Origin of the sequence: Aurantiacibacter suaedae (assembly GCF_005434915.1) — a bacterium.
Lineage (GTDB): Bacteria > Pseudomonadota > Alphaproteobacteria > Sphingomonadales > Sphingomonadaceae > Alteraurantiacibacter > Alteraurantiacibacter suaedae.
In genome coordinates, this window is record NZ_SKCG01000002.1 from 205,004 (window position 1) to 224,557 (window position 19,554).

General features: G+C 65.1%; 20 protein-coding genes and 1 tRNA gene. 5 read left to right on the forward strand and 16 right to left on the reverse strand.

The genetic code is table 11. The features are described 5' to 3' along the window. Window positions 1-59 precede the first annotated feature (59 nt). The 7 genes from E0473_RS07245 to E0473_RS07275 form a co-directional block, all read right to left on the reverse strand. Window positions 60-914, reverse strand: coding sequence for a class III extradiol dioxygenase family protein (locus tag E0473_RS07245; RefSeq protein ID WP_137680212.1), 855 nt, complete (start codon window positions 912-914; stop codon window positions 60-62). Further along, the gene (locus tag E0473_RS07250; protein ID WP_137680213.1) at window positions 911-1,312 is read right to left on the reverse strand and encodes a protocatechuate 4,5-dioxygenase subunit alpha; all 402 of its coding nucleotides are present in this window, start codon (window positions 1,310-1,312) and stop codon (window positions 911-913) included. The genes E0473_RS07245 and E0473_RS07250 overlap by 4 nt, the downstream gene beginning before the upstream one ends. Before the next feature lie 200 nt (window positions 1,313-1,512). Next, window positions 1,513-1,588, reverse strand: a tRNA-Lys gene (locus E0473_RS07255). Between the two features lie 34 nt (window positions 1,589-1,622). After that, window positions 1,623-2,120: a 2-amino-4-hydroxy-6-hydroxymethyldihydropteridine diphosphokinase gene (folK, locus tag E0473_RS07260; protein ID WP_137680214.1), complete on the reverse strand. Its 498-nt coding sequence runs from the start codon at window positions 2,118-2,120 to the stop codon at window positions 1,623-1,625. Beyond that, complete coding sequence (gene aguB / locus E0473_RS07265) at window positions 2,117-2,992, reverse strand: N-carbamoylputrescine amidase (RefSeq protein WP_137680215.1); 876 nt, start codon at window positions 2,990-2,992, stop codon at window positions 2,117-2,119. The genes folK and aguB overlap by 4 nt, the downstream gene beginning before the upstream one ends. A gap of 11 nt (window positions 2,993-3,003) precedes the next feature. After that, window positions 3,004-3,774 (reverse strand): SIMPL domain-containing protein, encoded by a 771-nt coding sequence (locus E0473_RS07270; protein WP_137680216.1) that lies wholly within the window; start codon window positions 3,772-3,774, stop codon window positions 3,004-3,006. 82 nt (window positions 3,775-3,856) lie between these two features. Continuing rightward, complete coding sequence (locus E0473_RS07275; RefSeq protein WP_137680217.1) at window positions 3,857-4,693, reverse strand: class I SAM-dependent methyltransferase; 837 nt, start codon at window positions 4,691-4,693, stop codon at window positions 3,857-3,859. Window positions 4,694-4,796: 103 nt separating this feature from the next. Between E0473_RS07275 and msrA the strand changes: the two genes are divergently transcribed. Further along, complete coding sequence (gene msrA, locus E0473_RS07280; RefSeq protein WP_137680218.1) at window positions 4,797-5,327, forward strand: peptide-methionine (S)-S-oxide reductase MsrA; 531 nt, start codon at window positions 4,797-4,799, stop codon at window positions 5,325-5,327. Between the two features lie 47 nt (window positions 5,328-5,374). Here msrA and E0473_RS07285 read toward each other — a convergent pair whose 3' ends face one another. Beyond that, the gene (locus tag E0473_RS07285; protein ID WP_137680219.1) at window positions 5,375-6,592 is read right to left on the reverse strand and encodes an RsmB/NOP family class I SAM-dependent RNA methyltransferase; all 1,218 of its coding nucleotides are present in this window, start codon (window positions 6,590-6,592) and stop codon (window positions 5,375-5,377) included. Window positions 6,593-6,650: 58 nt separating this feature from the next. Between E0473_RS07285 and E0473_RS07290 the strand changes: the two genes are divergently transcribed. Continuing rightward, on the forward strand, window positions 6,651-6,806 hold the full coding sequence (locus tag E0473_RS07290; protein WP_137680220.1) for a DUF1674 domain-containing protein: 156 nt from the start codon (window positions 6,651-6,653) through the stop codon (window positions 6,804-6,806). Between the two features lie 36 nt (window positions 6,807-6,842). Here the strand turns inward: E0473_RS07290 and hemH are convergent, their stop codons facing one another. From hemH to E0473_RS07305, 3 genes are read right to left on the reverse strand one after another with little or no spacing between them, the layout of a single operon-like run. Then, entirely contained in the window at window positions 6,843-7,865 is a 1,023-nt protein-coding gene (gene hemH / locus E0473_RS07295; RefSeq protein WP_137680221.1) for a ferrochelatase, read from the reverse strand. Continuing rightward, the gene (locus E0473_RS07300; protein ID WP_137680222.1) at window positions 7,862-10,156 is read right to left on the reverse strand and encodes a molybdopterin cofactor-binding domain-containing protein; all 2,295 of its coding nucleotides are present in this window, start codon (window positions 10,154-10,156) and stop codon (window positions 7,862-7,864) included. Before E0473_RS07300 ends, hemH begins: the two co-directional genes overlap by 4 nt. A 43-nt stretch (window positions 10,157-10,199) precedes the next feature. Further along, complete coding sequence (locus E0473_RS07305; RefSeq protein ID WP_137680223.1) at window positions 10,200-11,165, reverse strand: Mrp/NBP35 family ATP-binding protein; 966 nt, start codon at window positions 11,163-11,165, stop codon at window positions 10,200-10,202. Between the two features lie 88 nt (window positions 11,166-11,253). On the opposite strand from E0473_RS07305, the gene hflK reads away from it, so the two are divergent. The 3 genes from hflK (at window position 11,254) to E0473_RS07320 (ending at window position 14,976) form a co-directional block, all read left to right on the forward strand. Continuing rightward, entirely contained in the window at window positions 11,254-12,438 is a 1,185-nt protein-coding gene (gene hflK / locus E0473_RS07310) for a protease modulator HflK (protein ID WP_241657392.1), read from the forward strand. 1 nt (window position 12,439) lies between these two features. Next, on the forward strand, window positions 12,440-13,282 hold the full coding sequence (gene hflC, locus E0473_RS07315) for a protease modulator HflC (RefSeq protein ID WP_137680224.1): 843 nt from the start codon (window positions 12,440-12,442) through the stop codon (window positions 13,280-13,282). Between the two features lie 161 nt (window positions 13,283-13,443). Beyond that, window positions 13,444-14,976 carry a Do family serine endopeptidase gene (locus E0473_RS07320; protein WP_137680878.1) on the forward strand — a complete coding sequence of 511 codons (1,533 nt, stop codon included), beginning with the start codon at window positions 13,444-13,446 and terminating at the stop codon, window positions 14,974-14,976. Between the two features lie 83 nt (window positions 14,977-15,059). Here the strand turns inward: E0473_RS07320 and E0473_RS07325 are convergent, their stop codons facing one another. From E0473_RS07325 to E0473_RS07345, 5 genes are all read right to left on the reverse strand, one after another. Continuing rightward, a complete protein-coding gene (locus E0473_RS07325) occupies window positions 15,060-17,216 on the reverse strand; it encodes a transglycosylase domain-containing protein (protein ID WP_137680225.1) in 2,157 nt (718 codons plus the stop codon). 82 nt (window positions 17,217-17,298) lie between these two features. After that, entirely contained in the window at window positions 17,299-17,700 is a 402-nt protein-coding gene (msrB, locus tag E0473_RS07330) for a peptide-methionine (R)-S-oxide reductase MsrB (RefSeq protein ID WP_137680226.1), read from the reverse strand. 90 nt (window positions 17,701-17,790) lie between these two features. After that, window positions 17,791-18,462: a glutathione S-transferase family protein gene (locus tag E0473_RS07335; protein ID WP_137680227.1), complete on the reverse strand. Its 672-nt coding sequence runs from the start codon at window positions 18,460-18,462 to the stop codon at window positions 17,791-17,793. A 68-nt stretch (window positions 18,463-18,530) separates the two neighbouring features. Beyond that, on the reverse strand, window positions 18,531-18,899 hold the full coding sequence (locus E0473_RS07340) for a hypothetical protein (protein ID WP_206663430.1): 369 nt from the start codon (window positions 18,897-18,899) through the stop codon (window positions 18,531-18,533). 46 nt (window positions 18,900-18,945) lie between these two features. Beyond that, window positions 18,946-19,461, reverse strand: a complete 516-nt coding sequence (locus E0473_RS07345) for a nuclear transport factor 2 family protein (RefSeq protein WP_137680229.1) — start codon at window positions 19,459-19,461, stop codon at window positions 18,946-18,948. Between the last annotated feature and the right edge of the window lie 93 nt (window positions 19,462-19,554).

The following is a 19,554-nucleotide window of genomic DNA, read 5'->3' on the forward strand; positions in this document are numbered from 1 at the left end:
ACAAGACCCATGTCCTGTTCGGCCTCCTTGTGCGGTTCAGCCCTTCTGGGGGGAGAGGGTCAGGCGTGAACCTTGTCGCTGTTCTCCAGTAGCACGGTCGCCGCCGCCGTGTTGCTGATCGGAATATGGTAGTTGCTGGCCAGCTCGCGCACCGAACCGCTCATGGCGCCGCGCGCGGCAATCCAGTTGAGGATTTCCACGCCCTGGCTGCCCGCAAGCTCCACGATGTCGAGCGTGTCGTGCTGCAACAGCGCTTCGGGATCGGGCGCGAGATTGCGCAGGCAGAACTTGTCGTAATCGACATTGATGTGCCCGGCGCGGCCACCTTCAAGCTGGTGCGACAGCCCCCCGGTGCCGGACACCACGATCTTCTCGTCGCCGCCCCAGCTTTCGATCGCGCGGCCCACGGCCTGGCCGAGGTTGTAGCAGCGCTTGGGGCTCGGCAACGGGTGCTGCACGGTGTTGATCGCGATCGGGATCACCTTGAGCGGGAAGGCCTCCTTGCCCGGCCAACACAGCTCGAACGGTACGGCAACGGCGTGATCGAGCAGCATCGACTGGCAGGTCACGGGATCGAACTCGCTCGCCACGACCTGCTCGATAATGTGCCAGGAAAGATCCTGATGGCCCGCGAACGGGCGCTGGAAGGCGATGCCCCAGCCTTCGTCGTCATGACGATATTCCGCCGCTGCGCCGATGGCGAAGGTTGGCATCTTGTCGAGGAAGAAGTTCAGGCCGTGATCGTTGTAGAACACCACCGCGACATCGGGCTTTTCCTCGGCCAGCCACTGGTGGACCGGGTCGAAGCCATCGAAGAAGGGCTTCCAGTAAGGGTCTTGCTGAAGGCCCTTGGCGATCGCGCCGCCAATGCCGGGGACGTGGCTGGTGAAGATGCCGCCTGCGATCTTGGTCATGCTGCCTTCTCCGTCAGGATATTGCGGGTTTCGGTGAGTCCGTGGGCGAGGAGGGCGGCCTTGAAGTCCTCCAGCTCCATGCCGGTCTGCAACGCGCCGAGCTGCTGCACGTTAAAGCCGAGGATGCCGGCCAGCTTGGCGAGGTAGTAAACATTGCCGCCAGCTTCGAGCATGGCGAGAATGTCGCGCTTGCGCACAGCGTCGCGCTGCTGCTCGGTAAGGTGGAAGCGCTCCATCACGGCCTCTTCGTCCTTCACGAATTCGTCGCGCAGCTCAGCGCTGTTGAAGGCATAGCACATGGCATTGAGCGCATAGCCCGAGCGCGCCTGTTCGCCGTCGAACACGGGCGTGCCGGGAATGGTGCGCTTGCCCTGACTGGTATCGCTGGTGGGAAGCATAACTGATCTCTTCGCAGTGGGTCGTGGCAGCATGACTGCCCCCACCGCGGGGGATCTTCCTTGTTCTGCATCAAACATGTGAATTAATCACATATGTGAAGTTTTCAGGTTGTTGAGCAGGGTGGCTTCCCAGCCACGTGCGGGCCGCGCCGCCAGAGGCATTCCCCTGCGGCCATCACACCGTGTAATTTCGAAAAAGATGGTGAGCCCTGCTGGGTTCGAACCAGCGACCTACTGATTAAAAGTCAGTTGCTCTACCGACTGAGCTAAGGGCCCGATATGGGGCATGGCGCGAATGGCCTGCGGCGCGTCACCTAGATAGCGGGCGGCGGCGGGTCAAGCGTCCATGCAACTGTCGTAACGTCAAACCGGTGACAGGGTCGCGCCAATCGCCCGCAACCTCGACTGCCGGGCCGAGCACGAAATCCCGCTCGCGGAACAGCGGATGCGGGATTGCCAGATCGGACGAGGCAAAAATCCCGCCCGACCACAGCACAATATCCAGATCGAGCGGCCGCGCCCGCCAGCGCTGCCCGCGTCGCACCCGGCCGAACTTGCGCTCGATCTTTTGCAACTTGCGCAAGAGCTTGGCCGGTTTCATCGCGCAGGCCAGCACCAGCGCCCCATTTACATAGCGCCGCTGCGACGGGCCGACCGGCGCGGTTTCGATCAGGCGCGAGCGCGCCACGACCTTGCCAATCTTGTCGTCGATCCGCGCAATCGCGCGCTCCACCACCTGCCGCGGGGGGCCAAAGCGGTGGTGGCGCTGATTCGAACCAAGCGCGACGAGGTAGAGGTGCTTGCTCAAATGTCCTGCGCCATCCGCCCGTAAAGCTCGGGGCGACGATCACGGAAAAAGCCCCAGCTCGCGCGGTGTTCGCGCCCCTGCTCCAGGTCGAACGTGGCGACCAGAACGCCGGTTTCCTCACGGCCGAATTCGCTCACATAGTCGCCCCATTCGTCGCAGATGAAGCTGTGGCCGTAAAAAGCGTTGCCGCTCTCTTGCGAGCCTTCGTGGCCGATGCGGTTGGCGGCGATCACCGGCATACAGTTGCTCACCGCATGGCCGATCATCGCGCGGCGCCACATGCGGCTGGTATCCATTTCGGCGTCCTTGGGTTCGGAGCCAATCGCGGTGGGATAGAACAGCGCCTCTGCCCCCAGCAGCGCGAGGCAGCGCGCCGTTTCGGGATACCACTGGTCCCAGCAGACCCCGATCCCGATCCGCGCCGTTCCGCCGGCGCAGGGCACGTCCCAGACCTTGAAGCCATCGTTGCCGGGGCGGAAATAAAACTTTTCCTCATAGCCCGGCCCATCGGGGATGTGGCTCTTGCGGTAGGTGCCCATGATCTCCCCATCGGGGCCGATCATCGCCAGCGTATTGTAATAGTGGTGTCCGTCGCGCTCGAAAAAGCTGGTGGGGATCGCCACGCCCAGTTGCCTTGCGAGCTTGCGCATCGCCACCACGCTGGGGTGCTCCAACGTCGGCCGGGCGAGCGCGAAAAACGCGTCTTTCTCCTCGCGGCAGAAATAGGGGCCGGAGAAAAGTTCGGGCGGCAGGATCACCTGCGCGCCCTTGTCTGCGGCCTCCGCGACCAGATCCGAAACGGCGGCGATGTTGGCGGCCTCATCAGCCAGCCCGAGTTCGAGCTGGAGCGCCGCTACGGTGAGCTTTCTCATGCCTCGCGCGATTACTTGGCCTCGAGCGCGAAGTCCACGAAAACGGTGACCGAACTGGTGGTCTGGCCGGGCATGATCGTGGCCCCGCCGCCAGCATCCATCGCCGCCTGTTCGACCGCCACACCGCGCCCCATCGCAATCGGCGACGGCGGCGGTGCGACCGGAACCGGGGCGCCCGGCAGATAGCGGTTGCCCTGCGATCCGCCCGCATCGCGGATCGTCAGCACCCGCGCCACCTTCATGCCTGCCGCATTTGCATAGGCCTCGGCGCGGGCCAGCGCGGCGCGGTAGGCATTGCCATAAGCCGAGTTGAACGCCTTTTCCGGGTCGGACAGGCGCAGGTCCGGCCCGTTCACGATATTCGCGCCCACCCCGGTGACGGCGGTGACGGCAGCATCGGCCTTGGCGATATCGCGCACGCGCACGGTGACGGTGTTCGAAGCCTGGAACTGGCCCTTGCGGTCGCCCCAGTCGATCCGCTGCACGTTCACGGTGCGGGTCTGGATGTCCTTGTCCTCAATCCCCAACTCGCGCAGCGCGGCGACGATCTGGGCGATCTCGTCCTGCGTTTCCTTGCTCGCATCTTCCGAGGAACGCGCCCAGTTCTCCACGCCTGCAGTGAAGCGCGCCTCGTCGGGGCGGGTGTCGGCCTCGCCGCTGGCGCTTACCGACAGGAGCGTTTCGTTATGCTCGACACCGCGCGGGTCATAGGCGGCGTCGCCGCAGGCACTTACCAGCGGAACAAGCGCCAGAGCGGCGCAGGCAGACAGCAACGGCTTCATCGATCATCTCCCGCGAAAGGGTGTCTAATTTCAGACACCTGAAGCTTGCGCGGTGAACGACAGATGAGCCGACGCGGTTCCCTCAGGGGCGCTTGCGGAACAGCAGCGTCATGCGGTCGCTCTCGCCGATTTCGGCGCGGCGGGCGCGCTCTTCGCTGCCCTCGGGCGCGCCGCCGAAGCTGGGCGGAAGGCTCCACACGCCCCCTTCCCAGTCTGCCGGATCGGCCGGGTTGGCGTTGACCTCGCTCTTGCCGACCAGCTCGAAGCCATAGGCGGAGAACAGCGCGATCACATCTTCCTCGCGCTGATAGCCCTTGTCGCCGAGCACGTAGCTTGCCGGAGCATCGGGCTTGGCGCGGTGCTGGACGACGCCGAGCAGGCCACCGTCCTTGAGCAGAGTGCGCGCGGTGGTCGCCACATCATGGAACCAGCCGAGGCGGCGGATATTGTGCATCTCGCGGAAGATCAGGAAGCGGTCGACCGTGCCAGCCATGGCGTCGATGGCCTCGTCGCCGATATTCGCGCCGGTCACGGCTGCACCGCTGTCGCCCACCCAGCCCTGCGCCTGCGCGGGGAAGCGGCTGGCGGTCTCGCGCATCCCGGCGAAAAAGCCTGGCCCGCCATCGGTCCCGACATCGGGGTTGAGGCCGATGTAGGTGCCCTCCTCGCCCAGATAAGGGATCAGCACGCGCGAATACCAGCCGCCCGAGGGCATGAAATCGACCACGCTCATCCCGGGCTCGACCTCGAAGAAGGCAAGGGTCTCGGCCGGGTGGCGATACTGGTCGCGTGCGCGGTCGTCGCCCCGGATATCGGCGGCGAGGATCGCGTCCATATCGGGCGCGGTAGTCGTCTCGGCAAGAACGGGAGCGGCGCAAGTCAGAGCAACGGCAGTGGCAATGAGGGCAGGAAGGCGCATCGTGGAGTCTCCTGTGAAAGGGGCCGCACGAGTCTAGAGCCGAGCCGGAGGATGACAAGTGCGCCCGCGCTTCCCATCTCCTGGAGAAAGGAGATTTGTACCCATGACCATGCAGGCGATTATTGCAGGCGGCTGTTTCTGGTGCACCGAGGCGGTGTTCAAAGACGTGATCGGCGTTACCCACGTCGAGAGCGGCTATATCGGCGGGGATGTCGAAGCGCCGACCTACAAGCAGGTTTGCTCAGGCAGCACCGGCCATGCCGAGGCCATCCGCGTGACCTTCGATCCCGAGGTGGTGAGCCCCGCCGAGATCTACGACATGTTCCTCGGGACGCACGACCCGACCCAGCTTAACCGCCAAGGCAACGATGTCGGCACGCAGTATCGCAGCGCGATCTTCCCGCTCGACGACGAACAGCGCGCCGAGGCCGAGGCCGCGATCGGGCGCTGGAATGCCGCGAACGGCGCGATGGCGGTGACGACTATCGAAGGCCCGGCCACCTGGTATCCGGCGGAGGACTATCATCAGGAGTACTGGGAGGGTGAAGGCCAGCGCAATCCCTATTGCCTCGCGGTGATCCCGCCCAAGCTGATGAAACTGCGCAAAAGCTTTGCGAAGTATGTGAAGGACTAGGCGCTTCCGCCCGATCATCCGTCGGCGAAGGGCGGTCGAAGCGCTACTCAGGCGGTAAAGCGGGCGATGAAGAAACCGTCGAGCCCGCCCTCGTCGGCGAGCATCCCCGGATCGGTTCGCACCCAGCCCTCGGGCATGGGGGTGAGACCGCCGGGCAGCTCCTCAGCGCGCACCGGATCAACCGTCAGCTCGCATTGGCCGGCGATCTCCTCGCCCTCGGCGCGTTCAAGCGAGCAGGTTGCGTAAACCAGCCGACCGCCCGGCACGAGCCAGTTGCCTGCCCGATCCAGCAGCTGCCGCTGCAACTCGGCCATGGCTTCTATCTGGCGCTCGCCAATACGGTGCAGCACGTCGGGATTGCGGCGGCAGGTGCCGGTGGCAGTGCAAGGCGCGTCGAGCAGGATCGCATCGTACTGCTTCTCGGGGTGCCAGCCCATCGCGTCGGCCTCGATCACCTCGGCAGTAAAGCCGGTGCGCTCACAGTTCTGGCGCAGACGTTCGAGCCGGCGCGACGAGTTGTCGAGCGCGGTGACCTGCCAGCCCATGCTCGCCAATTGCAGCGTCTTCCCACCGGGCGCAGCGCAGAGATCGAGTACGCGGCGGCCCTCTCCCATGCCGAGCAGGCGCGCCGGGAGCGAAGCCGCAAAGTCCTGCACCCACCACGCGCCCTCGGCAAAGCCCGGCAGTTGCTCAACCGAAGCTCCCCGCGGCAAGCGCAGATGGCGCGGCGCGAGGCTTTCGCCCTCAAGCCCCTCACCCGCATCGTCGGCGCGCAGGCTCAGGTCGAGCGGGGGCGGCGCAGCGAGACCGGCGGCTATGGCCTCGGCCCGCTCACCCCAGCGCGCGGCCACGGCAGCGGGCAGGCTGGGCACGGGCGGCAAGGTTGCCCCGGCGCGGGTCATCGTGGCGAAAACGCCGTGCGCCAGCCGCTTCGGACCGCCATCGAGGAGCGGCAGGCAGGTCGCCACCACAGCGTGTGGCGGGGTATCGAGCCGCAGCCACTGCGCAAGCATCATCCGAAGCACCGCGCGCGCCTTGGCATCCTCTGGCAGTGGCTTTTTGGTGGCGCTGTCGATCAGCGCGTCGAGATCCACCAGCCAGCGCAGGCTCTCCGCAGCGATGGCTCGGGCGAGAGCGCGGTCGGCGAATTCGGGCAGGCCGTTGGCCGCGCCGCCCGCCTGCTCCATGGTCTCGCCGCGCCGCAGCACCGCGTCGAGCATCTTCAGAGCGGCCTTGCGCGCGCCATGTCCGGGAATTGTCGCCATCGCTCACGCCCTAGCGACGGTTGCGTCGCAGCGCCAGTGGGCCCATATCGACAGTGCTATGGAACGAGCAACCAAACGCCCCGAAACCTTCACCAAGCCCGCGCACTGGACCAACGAGCCGCTGCCCGAGCCGCAGAAGAGTGCCGACAACGAAGAGCTGAGCCCCACCCGCTATGGCGACTGGGTCAAAGACGGGATCGCGATAGATTTTTGAACGCTGCTGAGGTTCTGAGCAGCCTCGTGCCGCGGCTCAGAACCAGCCCGCCAGTTCGCGCCGCATCAGCGCTTCGAGCATGGCCATGCCCGCCTCGCCAGCATTGAGGCAGCTGAGCGCGGCAAACTGCTCGCCGCCGGCCTCGGTGAATTGCTCGCGCCCGCGGATTGCCAGCTCTTCCAGCGTTTCGAGGCAGTCGGCGGAAAAGCCCGGCGCAGCGATGGCGAGCCGTTTGGTGCCCTTCTTCGCCTCGGCTTCGAGCACCGTGTCGGTCGCCGGCTCGAGCCACTTGGCGCGGCCAAACCGGCTCTGGAAGGTCGTGACCATACGCAGCGAGGGCCGCGCCAGCGCTGCTTCGAGCAGGCGCGCGGTCTTCATGCAGTGGCAGTGATAGGGATCGCCCAGCTCCAGCGTGCGCGCGGGCATTCCGTGGAAACTCAGCAGCAGCACCTCGGGCTGGAAGGCCAGCGCGTCCAGTTGCGCACCCAGATCCTGCGCCAAGGCGGCGATATAAGTGGGGTCGTCGTGGTAAGGCGGGAGCGTACGAAGCGAAGGTTGCCAACGCTTTTCCCGCAGCCAATCCCCAGCCTTGTCCACAACCGTGGCCGTGGTGGCGGCGCAATACTGCGGATAGAGCGGCGCGAGCAGAATGCGCTCGCACCCGGCCTGCATCAGCTTGTCGAGCTGGTCGGGAATCGACGGCGCGCCGTAGCGCATCGCCCAGTCGACCATCACGCCCGCGCCCAGCCGCTCCTGAAGCCCGCGCGCCTGCTGCGCGGTGATCGCGGCCAGCGGCGAGCCTTCGTCGGTCCACACCTGTTGGTAGGCATGGGCGCTCTTCTTGGGGCGGGTGTTGAGGATGATCCCGCGAAGGATCGGCTGCCACACCAGCGACGGAATCTCGATCACCCGCCGGTCGGACAGGAACTCGGCCAGATAGCGCTTCACCGAGGGGGCGTCGGGCGCCGTCGGCGTGCCGAGGTTGACCACAAGCACTCCCACCTTGCCGCTGGCGACAGGTGGGTGATCGGCCGGAAGGTTCTGCGGTGTCCAGGTCATGCGAGCGCGGATATAAGCGGAAGTCTGCGCAAACGCAGCCCGGTCGCGGCAAAAAAGGCGTTGGCAACGGCGGGCGCGACAGCAACCACTCCGATTTCACCCGGATCGAACGGCGGCAGGTCGCTGGCGATGAACTCCACTATTATCTCGGGGCAATCGGCAAGCGTCGGCAAGCCGAGCGCGGCCAAGCGCCCGTGGCTGGGCAGGCCATCGGCATAGTCTGTGGCCGAGCCGAGCGCGAGGCTGAGGCCGAAGATCAGCCCGCCCTCGATCTGCTGCAAGGCAAGGTCGCGGTTGACCACCCGGCCAAGGTCGACACAGGCGGTGATGCGGCTCACCCGCACTCCGCCCGCGCCTGCGCTGGCCGTGGCGATCACGGCTATCCGCCCGCTGGCTGGGGCCGCCTCGCCAAGCCCCGTCACCCCGTCCCTCATGATATGGCAGGCGAGCCCTTGCCCGGTGCCCGGCGCACCGCCGTCCCACTCCGCCATCCGCGCCGCCTGTTGCAGGCACGCGGCCAACCGCGGGTCTCCACCCAGCATGGATATGCGATAGGATAGCGGCTCGCGCTCGTACTGTTGCGCGATTTCGTCGACGAAGCTTTCGCGCATGAAGCAGGTAATCGCATCGGCCCGCCCGCGCATCGGCGCAGAGGGCAAGGCTATGGAAACTGGCACATGTTCCACCGCCACGTTGGGGATCGCGTAGGGCGGGTCCATGCCCTCCACCGCGAATGGATCGGCTTCGTCTGCCACCTCGTCGACTGCGGCCCAGCTGGTCTTGTTATCGAACAGACGGCGGCCGAATTCGCGCATGGTAGGCGGCGAAGCGAGCCGTGCGCGCAGGGTGGTTATGGCACCGTCGGCACTCACCTGCGCGCCAAGAATACCGGTTGCAGGCATCCGCGGATAGCTCGCGACATGCTCCTGCCAGCGCGACCATGTCAGCTGCACGGGCCGCCCCGCCTCGCGCGCCAGCAGCGCCACCTCGATGGCCACGGCATTGTCGAGCCGCCGGTCGAAGCTGCCCCCTGCCGCCACCGGATAGAGCACGACATTGCTGGTGGAGATACCCAGCGCCCGCGCCGCAGCCACACGGGCTGCCTCGGGTGCCTGCGTCGGCAACCACAATTCGAGTGTGCCGTCCAGAAACCGCGCAGTCGCGCAACTCGTCTCGATGGTGGCATGAACCGCCGGAGCCACTTCGTAGCGGCGCGCCTCGTTCGATTGGAGGCCTTCTGCACCATTACCGCGTTTGGCAAACACCGTGGCCGCGCCGCGCAGCACCGCCTCATCGAGCTGATCGGCAATCGTCTCGCTGCGCACCGTGCGGACATATGAGAACTGCGGCGCGACCTTTTTCAGCGCCTCTTCCGCCGCCCACCATGTTTCGCCGAGCGCCGCCAACCAGTCTTTGCCGCGCACCAGCCGGATCAGGCCGCGCTGCCCGCTTGCCAGTGCCGGATCGAAATCGGCCAGCGTGGCCTTGTCGAGCGGGGCATGGCGGATCGCGGCATAGACCATATCGGGCAGGCGCACGTCGGCGGCGAACACGAGGCTGCCATCGACCTTGCTTGGCAAGTCAAGCCGTGGGAACGCCGTGCGCTCTTCGTCGGCAAGGCCCATTTGCCCTGCGGCTTCGGCAGGCGGCTGCGCGCGCAACTGAGGCACTTCGGGGGCCGCGTACCGTGCCGCGTCGAGCGCCAGTTCCGCGAAACTCGCCGTGTTCTCGCCGTGGCGGATAAAGCCGCCCTCAGCCTCGCATTCTTCCCATGCAACGTCCCATTTGTCGGCGGCTGCCATTGCCAGCAGCGCACGCGCCGAAGCGCCCGCCTCGCGGCAGGCCAGCTCATAGGCAGTCAGCGTCGTGCCTTGTGCGGTAACAGTGAAGTTGTTGCCTTGCGCGAACTGTTCGACGAGAAAGTCGCGAGGCTCGCTGACCAGATCCGGCAACACGGGCATCCACAATGAGGCCCAGCGCGCCGCGAGTGGCAGGTTGGCGTAGACCCCGCTGACCGGCGCGGGCTCCACCGCCACCTGCCGCCAGTCCGCCCCCAGCTCCATCGCCACGATCTGCGGCAACAGCGTGGTGACGCCCTGCCCCATTTCGAGTTGCGGCACCGCCACGGTGACCACGCCGTCAGCCGCGATCTTGAGCCATGCGTCGAAGGCGACCTCGTTGTCGGATGGCGAAAGGGGGCTGTCGAACTCGCGCGGCAGCAGCGTCCAAGCGACAAGCAGGCCGCCACCGAGTGCAGCGCCTGCCAGTATTCCTCGCCGTGTCAGCTGCACCGTAAACGGTCTCCTAGGCCGATGTCACGCCACTGTGCCCGGCTCAGGCGGTGCGGTCCAGCCATGCGGAAAGCTGCTCGGCAATCGCCGCGAAGGGCTCGCCCTGCGGCAGGTCATTCGCCGCGGGCGGCTGGCCGGTGTCGCTCGCCACCCTGATCGCCATATCGAGCGGCACGCGCCCGAGGAAAGGCACGCCGAGCCCCTGCGCGGCGCTTTCGGTGCCGCCATGGCCAAATGGGTTGCTCGCCTCGCCGCAATGCGGACAGATATAGCCCGACATGTTCTCGACCAGCCCGATGATCGGCACCTCGCCCTGCCGGAACAGATCCATTGCGCGGGTGGCGTCGATTAGCGCCAGATCCTGCGGGGTGGAGACGATCAACGCGCCCGCCGGCTTGAACTTCTGCAACATGGTGAGCTGCACATCACCAGTGCCCGGCGGCAGGTCGACCAGCAGCGTATCGACATCGCCCCAGTCAGCCTCGATCAGCTGGCCGAGCGCCTGCCCCACCATCGGCCCGCGCCAGGCAATCGCCCGGCCCGGTTCGATCAGCTGGCCCATCGACAGCAGTTTCACGCCGAACTCGGTCTCGGTGGGGATCAGCGTCTGGCCCTCGGCGCGATGCTTCTCGTTCTGCGTGCCGAGTAACAGCGGCTGCGAGGGACCATAAACATCGGCATCGACCACGCCGACCTTGCGGCCCGATCTAGCGAGCGCAACGGCCAAGTTGGTGGTCAGCGTCGATTTGCCGACCCCGCCCTTGCCCGAACCGACCGCGACGATGCGCCGCTCGACCTTGTCGGCCATCAGCGCCACACGCACCTCGTTGACTTCGGGTACCTTGCCCACGGCCTGTTCCAGCTCGCTCTGGAGCTGTGCGGCGGCGCTGCGGCCCAGCCCCGAGGCGTCGGCGATAATGGTGGCGATTCCGTCGGCGAATTTGGCGCTGCGAACCATGTCCGAAAGCTCTGCGGGAATGGCGGCGCGAACTGTGTCATCCATACTCATGGCCCTGCCCCTAGCCGGTTTGGCATGGCTCGCGCACCGAAAACTTGCCTCTCGCCCCTGTTTTTCGTGGCAACCCGTCCTATACAGTATGGCTATGGAACGACTGGGCGGGATGATCGAAAGGATCGCACTGGCAATGGCCGGCAAAGGTAGCCCCTGGGGCAAGCCCTCGGGCAACAATGGCGATAACTCTGGTGGCAACGGGGATGGCACGCCAACTCCCACGCCTTCGGGCGAGGACGGCCCGCGCAACCCCTGGCTGCCTGGCGGCAAGGATGGCGCGCGCGGTTCGGCCAGCATCGAGGACCTGTTCAAGAACCGCGGCCCCGAAGGCCCCCGCCGCACCGGCGGTGGTCCGCGCGGCCCGAACTTCCGCTTGCCCGAACGTCCCGGCGGCAAGAGCTGGTGGCCGATCGCCATTGGCGCCATCGCGCTGGTGTGGATCGGGACCACCTCGGTCCACTTCGTGCAGCCGCGCGAAGCTGGCATCAAAACATGGTTCGGCGGCCAGTATGCCGGCCCCATGCAGCCGGGCACCAACTGGTCATGGCCCTGGCCGATCCAGATGGTCGAGGTAGAGAACGTCAGCCAGATCCGCCTCGAAACCATCGGCGGCGGCGATGAGAATCTGATCCTCACCGGCGATCAGAACCTGGTCGACTTGTCCTATATCATCCGCTGGAACATCAAGGATCTGTCCCAGTTCAAGTTCCAGCTTGCCGAGCCGGGCGAAACGGTGAGCGAAGTGGCCGAAGCCGCGATGCGCGCGTCGGTAGCCGAAACTGATCTCGACACCGTGCTGTCCGGCTCGGGCCGCGAGCAGGTCGAGTTTCGCGTGCGCACCCGCATGCAGACGATCCTTGACGGCTACGGCGCGGGCGTTGCGATCCAGGGCATCGAAATTGACAAGACCGAGGCTCCGCAACAGGTGATCGAGGCCTTCAACGACGTGCTCGCTGCAAGGCAGGACGCCGAGCGCAATCTCAACGAAGCGCGCCGCTACGAGCAGCAGCTTCTCGCGCAGGCGCAGGGCGGCGCAGCCGAGTTCAACGAGATCTACGCGCAGTATCGTCTTGCCCCGCAGGTGACCCGCCAGCGCCTCTATTATGAGACCATGGAAAGCGTGCTGGCCGAGACCGACAAGACCATCATCGAAGATGGCGCAGGCGTGACGCCCTACCTGCCGCTGCCCGAAGTGCGCCGCCGTTCGCAGGAGGCGCAGGGCAACAACGTAACAATCACACCCTCGCAATCTCAGCAGGAGGGCCAGTAAGATGGAAACGATCTGGCAAAAGTATAAGATCGCCATCGTAGCGCTGATCGCAGTGCTGGTTGTCGCAGCCAGCTCTTTGGTGATTGTGCCCGAAACCGAGCAGGCGGTGGTGATTCGCACCGGTGAGCCGGTGCGGAAGATCAACGCATTCAATCCGAACCAGCCCTATGGCAAGACCGGGGCCGGTATCGTTCCGCGCATTCCGATCATCGAACGGGTGCAGATGGTCGACCGCCGCGTGCTCGATCTCGATATGGAGCGCGAAACCGTGCTGTCGCAAGATCAGCAGCGGCTCGAGGTCGATGCCTATGCCCGCTTCCGCATCATCGACCCGGTGCTGATGGTGCAGAGCGCGGGGACCGAAGAAAACCTGCGCAACCAGCTTTCGCCGATCCTGATCTCGGTGCTGCGGCAGGAGCTGGGCCGCCGGACCTTCGCCAGCCTTCTCACTGCCGAGCGCGGTAATGCCATGACCCGCATCCGCGAAGTGCTCGATGCCCAGGCACGGCGTTATGGCGCGCAGATTCTCGATGTGCGCATTAAGCGGGCCGATCTGCCGCAGGGCACACCGCTCCAAGCTGCCTTCACCCGGATGCAGTCCGACCGGCAGGAAGAGGCCGAGACGATTCGCGCCGGTGGCCGCCGCGATGCCCAGATCATCCGCGCCGAGTCTGAAGCCGAAGCCGCCAAGATCTATGCCGACGCCTTCAACAAGGATCCGGATTTCTATGACTTCTGGCGCGCCATGCAGTCTTACCGTCGCACGTTTGAAACGGGTAACGGCGAAAGCTCGATCATCATGGACGGCAACAACGAATATCTGCGCCAATTCCGCGGCCGCTAATCCGGCCGGCAGGCTGGGTGCGGGATATTATCGACTACACTTGTCGTTAAAGCCATATTCAGCCGCGATGCGCTGGAAAAGGTGCGGAACGAAACCAATCTACCGGCAGGACCAAGTTCCTGCATGTTGCAGTTAGAGAGGAAGATAAGGACGTGAAGCCCGTGCGCTATTCCTATGGCATTACCGCCGCCCTGCTTGCCAGCGGTGCAGTCGTCTCGCTCATCACCGGCCAGCCAGCCGGAGCCCAGGTCGCCCAGAACGACCGCGTGCAAATGGAGAACGTGGCTCCGCGTGCCGGTGCCCCGTCGAGCTTTGCCGACCTCACCGCTGCGCTTCAGCCTGCGGTGGTAAACATTTCCACCAGGCAGCGAATCACTGTCGAAAACCAGAACCCTTTTGCCGGAACGCCCTTTGCCGATTTGTTCGGCAACCGCCGCGGTGGCGGCCCGACTACGCAGGAGGCCCAGTCGCTCGGCTCGGGCTTCATCGTGTCGGCCGACGGCTATGTGGTGACCAACAATCACGTGGTCAGCCCGCCCGATGCCCGTGCCCAGCTCGAAGAAGTCACCGTGACTCTGGCCGATGGCACCGAATATCCGGCTGAACTCGTCGGCACCGACCCACAGAGTGACCTTGCCGTGCTCAAGATCGAAGGTTCAAAGCCCTTTCCCTTCGTCCACTTCGGCGGATCGACCGAAGCGCGCGTGGGTGACTGGGTGATCGCCATCGGCAACCCGTTCGGCCTCGGCGGTACGGTGACGAGCGGCATCGTCTCCTCGGTGCTGCGCACCGCCGGCGGCGGCGCTTACGACCGTTACATCCAGACCGATGCCGCCATCAACCGCGGCAACTCGGGCGGCCCGCTGTTCGACATGCAGGGTAACGTGATCGGCATCAACAATGCCATCTATTCGCCCACCGGCGGCAGTGTCGGCATCGGCTTTGCCATTCCCGCCGATATCGCGCAGCCGATCGTCGACAAGCTCATCAACGGCGAGGAAATCCTGCGCGGCTATCTCGGGGTGCGGATTCAGCCGGTTGATGATGACATGGCCGAAGCGCTCGGCATCGAGCGCAATCGCGGCGAGTTCATCCAGATGGTCAGCCCCGGCGAACCGGCGGAGCAAGCTGGCCTGAGGGCTGGCGACGTGGTGCTGAAGGTTAACGGCGAAGACGTGACCCGCGAGAACTCGCTGTCCTATATCGTCGCCAATATCGCCCCGGGCAACACGGTGCCGATCAGCATTCTGCGCGAAGGCCGCGAGCAGACGGTGCGCGCCACCATTGGCCGCCGCCCCAGCGAAGAGGAACTGCGCCAGCAGCAGATGTTCAGCGGCAGCGACGATGAGGACGCCTCGCCCATGGCGCCCAATCAGGGCGGTGGGCCGCTTGCCGAACTGCTCGGCATTCAGGCCGTGCCTGTAAATCCTTCGATCGCGCGCCAGCTTAGCGTTCCGACCGATACCACGGGCCTTGCCATCACGGTCGTCGCGCCCAATTCGGACGCCGCGCGCAAGGGCCTCTCGCGCGGTGTAATCATCCTGTCGGCCAACGGCACCCCCGTGGCTCAGGTGGCTGACTTGGAAGCTATCCTGCAAGAAGCGAACGACAGCGGTCGCGGTGCCGTCCTGCTGCGTGCTCAGGCGCGTGGCGGCCAGCCGCAATCGGTCGCGGTGCGGCTGATGGAACAGTAAGCCTTTCCGTCAACAGCTGACAAACGCACAACAAAAAGCCCCGCCCGGCACGCACCGAGCGGGGCTTTTTCGTGCCCAAGGGCTCAGTTGGCAGGCTGCTGGTAACGCCGGTCGGCAGGCGACGGCGCTGATGGCGCGGCTGGCTGGTCGGGCGCTTCGGGCCGCTCGCGGCCGGGATTCAGGCCGTTGATCGCGCGATCGAGGAAGCTGTCGTTAGCGGCAGGTGGCGGGTCGCGGTCCATTCCCGCCGGGTCAAGCTCATCGAACGACGGGGCCTGCTCGCGTCCGCCGGGGCGGTCCGGCTCGATGAGATTGCCGTTCTCGTCGATATAATAATAGTAGTCGGCATCCTCGCCGTAGTAATATTCATCGTCGGGTTCGAGTTGCCACTCGGGCAGTTGCAGATCGGTGTCGAACTGCTCCACGGGGCGATCCTTCACCGCATAGCGCATGTAAGAGGCAAAGGCCGAGGCTGGTGCCCGCCCGCCGGACAGGCCCGCCACCCGCTTGGCATCGTCGCGGCCCATCCATACACCGGTGGTGATGCCCGAAGAAAAGCCAACGAACCAGCCGTCCTTGTTGCTTGAGGTGGTCCCCGTCTTACCCGCAACCGGCCGTCCGATCTGCGCCGCGCGGCCGGTGCCTGTGGCGACCGCCGTCTGCAACAGGTCGGTGATCCCGGCGGCAACATAGTCGGGCACGAGCTGGTAGCTGCGCGGCTCCTCGTGGCGATAGAGTTCGCGCCCGTCAGCTCCCGTGACACGGATAATGCCATAGGGCTCAATCGACTGCCCCTTGGCCGCGACCGCGGCAAAGGCGCGGGTGAGGTCGATCACGCGCACCTCGCTTGCCCCCAGCACCATGGCGGGAAGCGTGGAGATTGGCGTGGTAATGCCGAACCGGCGCGCCATCGAAGCAACGTTCGAAAAGCCAAATTCGTAGCCCAGAGAGGCGGCGACGGTGTTCTTCGAATAGGCAAAGGCGCTGCGCACGTCGATAGCGCCGGCATAGGTGCCGCCCGAGTTGCGCGGGCTCCACCCGTCGATGGTAACCGGCTGATCGTGGACCGTATCGTCAGGGCGATAGCCGCCTTCCAGCGCGGTGAGATAGACGAACAGCTTCCAAGCCGATCCTGGCTGGCGCCGAGCCTCGGTGGCGCGGTTGTAATTACTGGTGACATAATCCGTGCCGCCAACCATGGCGAGGATAGCTCCATCACGGTCGAGGCTGACAAGCGCCCCTTGCGCGCCATTGGGCACGTTCGATTTCACCGCGGCAGTAGCGGCCTGCTGCATCCCGATATCGATGGTGGTCCACACGTCGATCGGCTCGTTCGATCCGTTCGGCAGCAGCATGTCGAGCTGCGGCAGCGCCCAGTCGGTGAAATAGCGGATCGAGTTCTGCCCGGCCTCCTCACGCACGTGAACAATCGAGGTGTCGAACTGCGGCACGCGGGCCGGATCGAGATCGCCATAGGCCACCATCTGCCCGATCACCACGCGCGCGCGGTCAACCGCGGCCTGCGCATCGGCGGTGGGCGAATAGCGGCTGGGTGCCTTGACGAGGCCAGCGATGATCGCGGCCTCTTCCAGGTTCAGTTCGCGCGCCGAATGGCTGAAGAACTTGCGGCTGGCGCTGTCGATCCCGTAGGCCCCGCCGCCGAAATAGACCTTGTTCAGATATAACTCGAGAATCTGCTCCTTGGAGAAATTCCATTCCAGCGCGAGCGCCAGAACCGCCTCGCGCGCTTTGCGGTCAAGCGTGCGATTGGAATTGAGGAACACGTTGCGCGCCAGCTGCTGCGTGATGGTGGAGGTGGCGGAAACCCCGCGCTCCTGTTTTACCGCGTTGTAGACTGCGCGCGCGAGGCCCATCGGGTCGATTCCGATGTGCGAATAGAAACGATGGTCTTCCACCGAGACCATCGCGTGCTTCATCACTTCTGGGATTTCGTTGGCATCAAGCCACTCGCCATAGGAGGGCCCAAGTTCGACGATCTCGGTCCCGTCGCGTGCGCGCACTACGATGGTCTGGCCGTTCTGGCTCGACTTGAGCTGATCAAAGCCGGGCATTTCCTGCGCCGCGAAATAGACGGCCGTGAACAGCGCCACAGCGCCGAGCCCAGCCGCAACGAAGCCGAGCACGAGCAGCCGCTTGGTCCAGCGCCAAAGCGCTCCGGACCGTTTGGCACCCTTGCCTTTACTCACTTTCCTGGAGCGTGAACCCCGCCCGGTGGCCATTTGCCGTTCTATCCTGCGTCACCTGTTCCCCATGCATAGGGCAAAGCTAATGCAGGGTGAACGCCCTAGGTGCCGCGCGCGCTCAGTTTTCCTCGGGCTTGAAGTCGAGCGAGGCAGAATTGATGCAATAGCGCAGGCCATCGGGGCCGGGGCCATCGGGAAAAACATGGCCGAGATGGCCAGAGCAGCGCGCGCAGGTAACTTCGGTGCGAATCATGCCATGCGACACATCGCGGTGTTCTTCCACCGCTTCGGTGCTGGCGGGCGCGGTGAAGCTCGGCCAGCCCGAGCCGCTGTCGTACTTGTCCTCGCTTTCGAACAGCGGCAGGCCGCAAGCAGCGCAGACATATTCGCCCGCCATCTTGTTCTTATCGTACTGGCCGGTGAAGGCCCGCTCGGTGCCGCCTTCGCGCAGCACGTGATACTGCTCCGGCGACAGACGTTCGCGCCATTCGGCTTCGGTCAGGTTCAGCTTATCGGGCATGGGTGGCCTCCTTTGTCAACGATATGGGAGGGCTGTCAGACCTACGCAATACTGTCTTGATTCACGCGAAGGGGCGGAAACGAACCCGGTCTATGCATTCACATCCGCATAGTGGCTCGCGGGAGGAATGCCCTCCATCTTATCGGTGAGCAGGCTGCGGAAGCTCGGGCGGCTCTTGATCACGCGATACCAGCTATGCGCCGTATCGTGCCCGGTCCAGTCGATCCCGCCGAGGTAGTCGGCCACCGAAATCTGCGCGGCGGCGGCAAAATCGGCGAGGCTCATCTGCGCGCCTGCCAGCCAGCGGTGGTTGTCGATCAGCCAGTCGATATAGTCGAGATGCTCGTGCGCCAGCCGCATCGCCGAGCGCAGCGCCCCGCTATCCGGCGCGGCGCGCAGCACGATCCGCTTCTTCATCTTCTCGTGCATCAGCGGGCCGGTGACATCGTGAAAGAAGCTCTCGTCGAACAGCGCTACCAGCCGACGGATCTCCGCCCGTGCCAGCGCCGTGCCGAGGATCAGCGGCGTCTTGTCGACCGTCTCTTCGAGATATTCGCAGATCGCCTGGCTGTCGACCAGCGTCCGGTTGCGTTCCGGATCGTTCAGAACCGGAGTGCGCCCGGCCGGGTTGAGCGTATAGAAGCTGTCGCTCGCGTCCCACGGATTTTCGCGCTTCAACTCGTAAGCCACGCCCTTCTCGCTGAGCGCGAGGCGCACCTTGCGGCTGAAGGGACAGAGCGGGAAGTGATAGAGTTGCCACATGGTAATAGGTCACAATGCCCGAGGCGCGCACTTGGGTCCAGCAAGGGCGCACCGCCGATAGGAAAAATTCAGCGCGGTGGCAGCCCGCCCGGCAGACCGAGCTGCGGCAGGCAGACCTGCATGATCGGCGCGATACTGCCCTGATCGACGAGATCGCGCGCTTCGGCGGCCAGCGCTGCGCGGATGCCTTCCTCGTCCAGCCCGGCCTCATCCATCACCTGAGCGGCGGCGCGCACGAAATATTCGCGCGCTTCGCCGCCCAGCTGCGGATAGGCGAGCGCCTGCGCATCGCCCGTTTCCTGCCCGTGCGCGACCAGCGCGAAGGCAGCCGAGCAGCGCAGGCTCATGCGATGCTCAAGGCTGAGCGGAGCGGGCTGCTGGGCCTGCAATGCGGTGGCAGCGCCGAGCAGGGCGAGGACGGGCACGATGCGGATCATGCCTGCCACTTTGCCCTGCCAGCCTTAATGCAGCGTGTCTCGCCAGCTAGGCGAGAGCATCCATTGCCAGCACCGGATTCACCTGCCCCGAATCCCGCCCGGCGAGAAACTCGTTCTTGATATTGCGGTACTGGAACTTCCACTCGCCATCGACGCGCACCAGTTCGTCTTCATAGATGCCGAAGGTGCCGAGCGTCGGGGTGAGACGGTCGCTGTCAGGCAGGCGCGGGCCATCGTTGGCGGTTTCGAACCAGAAGCCCGTGTGCCAGGCCTTGTCGCCCTCGACCCGGATAACCGACTGGCACAGTACGTGGCGCAAAATCGCGGGCTTGCCGTCCACATCCTGATAAAGTGACCCGACGGCCTCCTTGAACGCCTTGGCCGAGGCGCGAATGTTCTCGCGACCGGTCACCGACCCGCGGGCATATTCGAGCGTACCATCCTCGGTGAAGGTTTCGGCGTAAGTGTCGAAGTCGTTGTAATCCATGGCGAACAGATAGCGCGCCATCAGATCCTCGATCTCGGCTCGGTCCTGCGCATAGGTGGCGGAATACTTCGTCATCAGCTGTTTCTCTCCCGTTTTGGTCTGCGACAAATTGCGACACGGCCTTGACCTGCATCATGTCGCCGAAACTGCTTGATGGTCACTTTGGAA

Coding starts and splice junctions, on each gene's coding strand:
- E0473_RS07340 (WP_206663430.1), bottom strand. CDS start 18,899: ATGATCCGCATCGTGCCCGTCCTCGCCCTGCTCGGCGCTGCCACCGCA.
- E0473_RS07270 (WP_137680216.1), bottom strand. CDS start 3,774: ATGAAGCCGTTGCTGTCTGCCTGCGCCGCTCTGGCGCTTGTTCCGCTG.
- hflC (WP_137680224.1), top strand. CDS start 12,440: ATGGAAACGATCTGGCAAAAGTATAAGATCGCCATCGTAGCGCTGATC.
- msrB (WP_137680226.1), bottom strand. CDS start 17,700: ATGCCCGATAAGCTGAACCTGACCGAAGCCGAATGGCGCGAACGTCTG.
- E0473_RS07345 (WP_137680229.1), bottom strand. CDS start 19,461: ATGACGAAGTATTCCGCCACCTATGCGCAGGACCGAGCCGAGATCGAG.
- E0473_RS07290 (WP_137680220.1), top strand. CDS start 6,651: ATGGAACGAGCAACCAAACGCCCCGAAACCTTCACCAAGCCCGCGCAC.
- aguB (WP_137680215.1), bottom strand. CDS start 2,992: ATGAGAAAGCTCACCGTAGCGGCGCTCCAGCTCGAACTCGGGCTGGCT.
- E0473_RS07250 (WP_137680213.1), bottom strand. CDS start 1,312: ATGCTTCCCACCAGCGATACCAGTCAGGGCAAGCGCACCATTCCCGGC.
- E0473_RS07275 (WP_137680217.1), bottom strand. CDS start 4,693: ATGCGCCTTCCTGCCCTCATTGCCACTGCCGTTGCTCTGACTTGCGCC.
- hflK (WP_241657392.1), top strand. CDS start 11,254: ATGGCTATGGAACGACTGGGCGGGATGATCGAAAGGATCGCACTGGCA.
- E0473_RS07305 (WP_137680223.1), bottom strand. CDS start 11,165: ATGAGTATGGATGACACAGTTCGCGCCGCCATTCCCGCAGAGCTTTCG.
- E0473_RS07245 (WP_137680212.1), bottom strand. CDS start 914: ATGACCAAGATCGCAGGCGGCATCTTCACCAGCCACGTCCCCGGCATT.
- E0473_RS07335 (WP_137680227.1), bottom strand. CDS start 18,462: ATGTGGCAACTCTATCACTTCCCGCTCTGTCCCTTCAGCCGCAAGGTG.
- E0473_RS07325 (WP_137680225.1), bottom strand. CDS start 17,216: ATGGCCACCGGGCGGGGTTCACGCTCCAGGAAAGTGAGTAAAGGCAAG.
- hemH (WP_137680221.1), bottom strand. CDS start 7,865: ATGACCTGGACACCGCAGAACCTTCCGGCCGATCACCCACCTGTCGCC.
- E0473_RS07285 (WP_137680219.1), bottom strand. CDS start 6,592: ATGGCGACAATTCCCGGACATGGCGCGCGCAAGGCCGCTCTGAAGATG.
- msrA (WP_137680218.1), top strand. CDS start 4,797: ATGACCATGCAGGCGATTATTGCAGGCGGCTGTTTCTGGTGCACCGAG.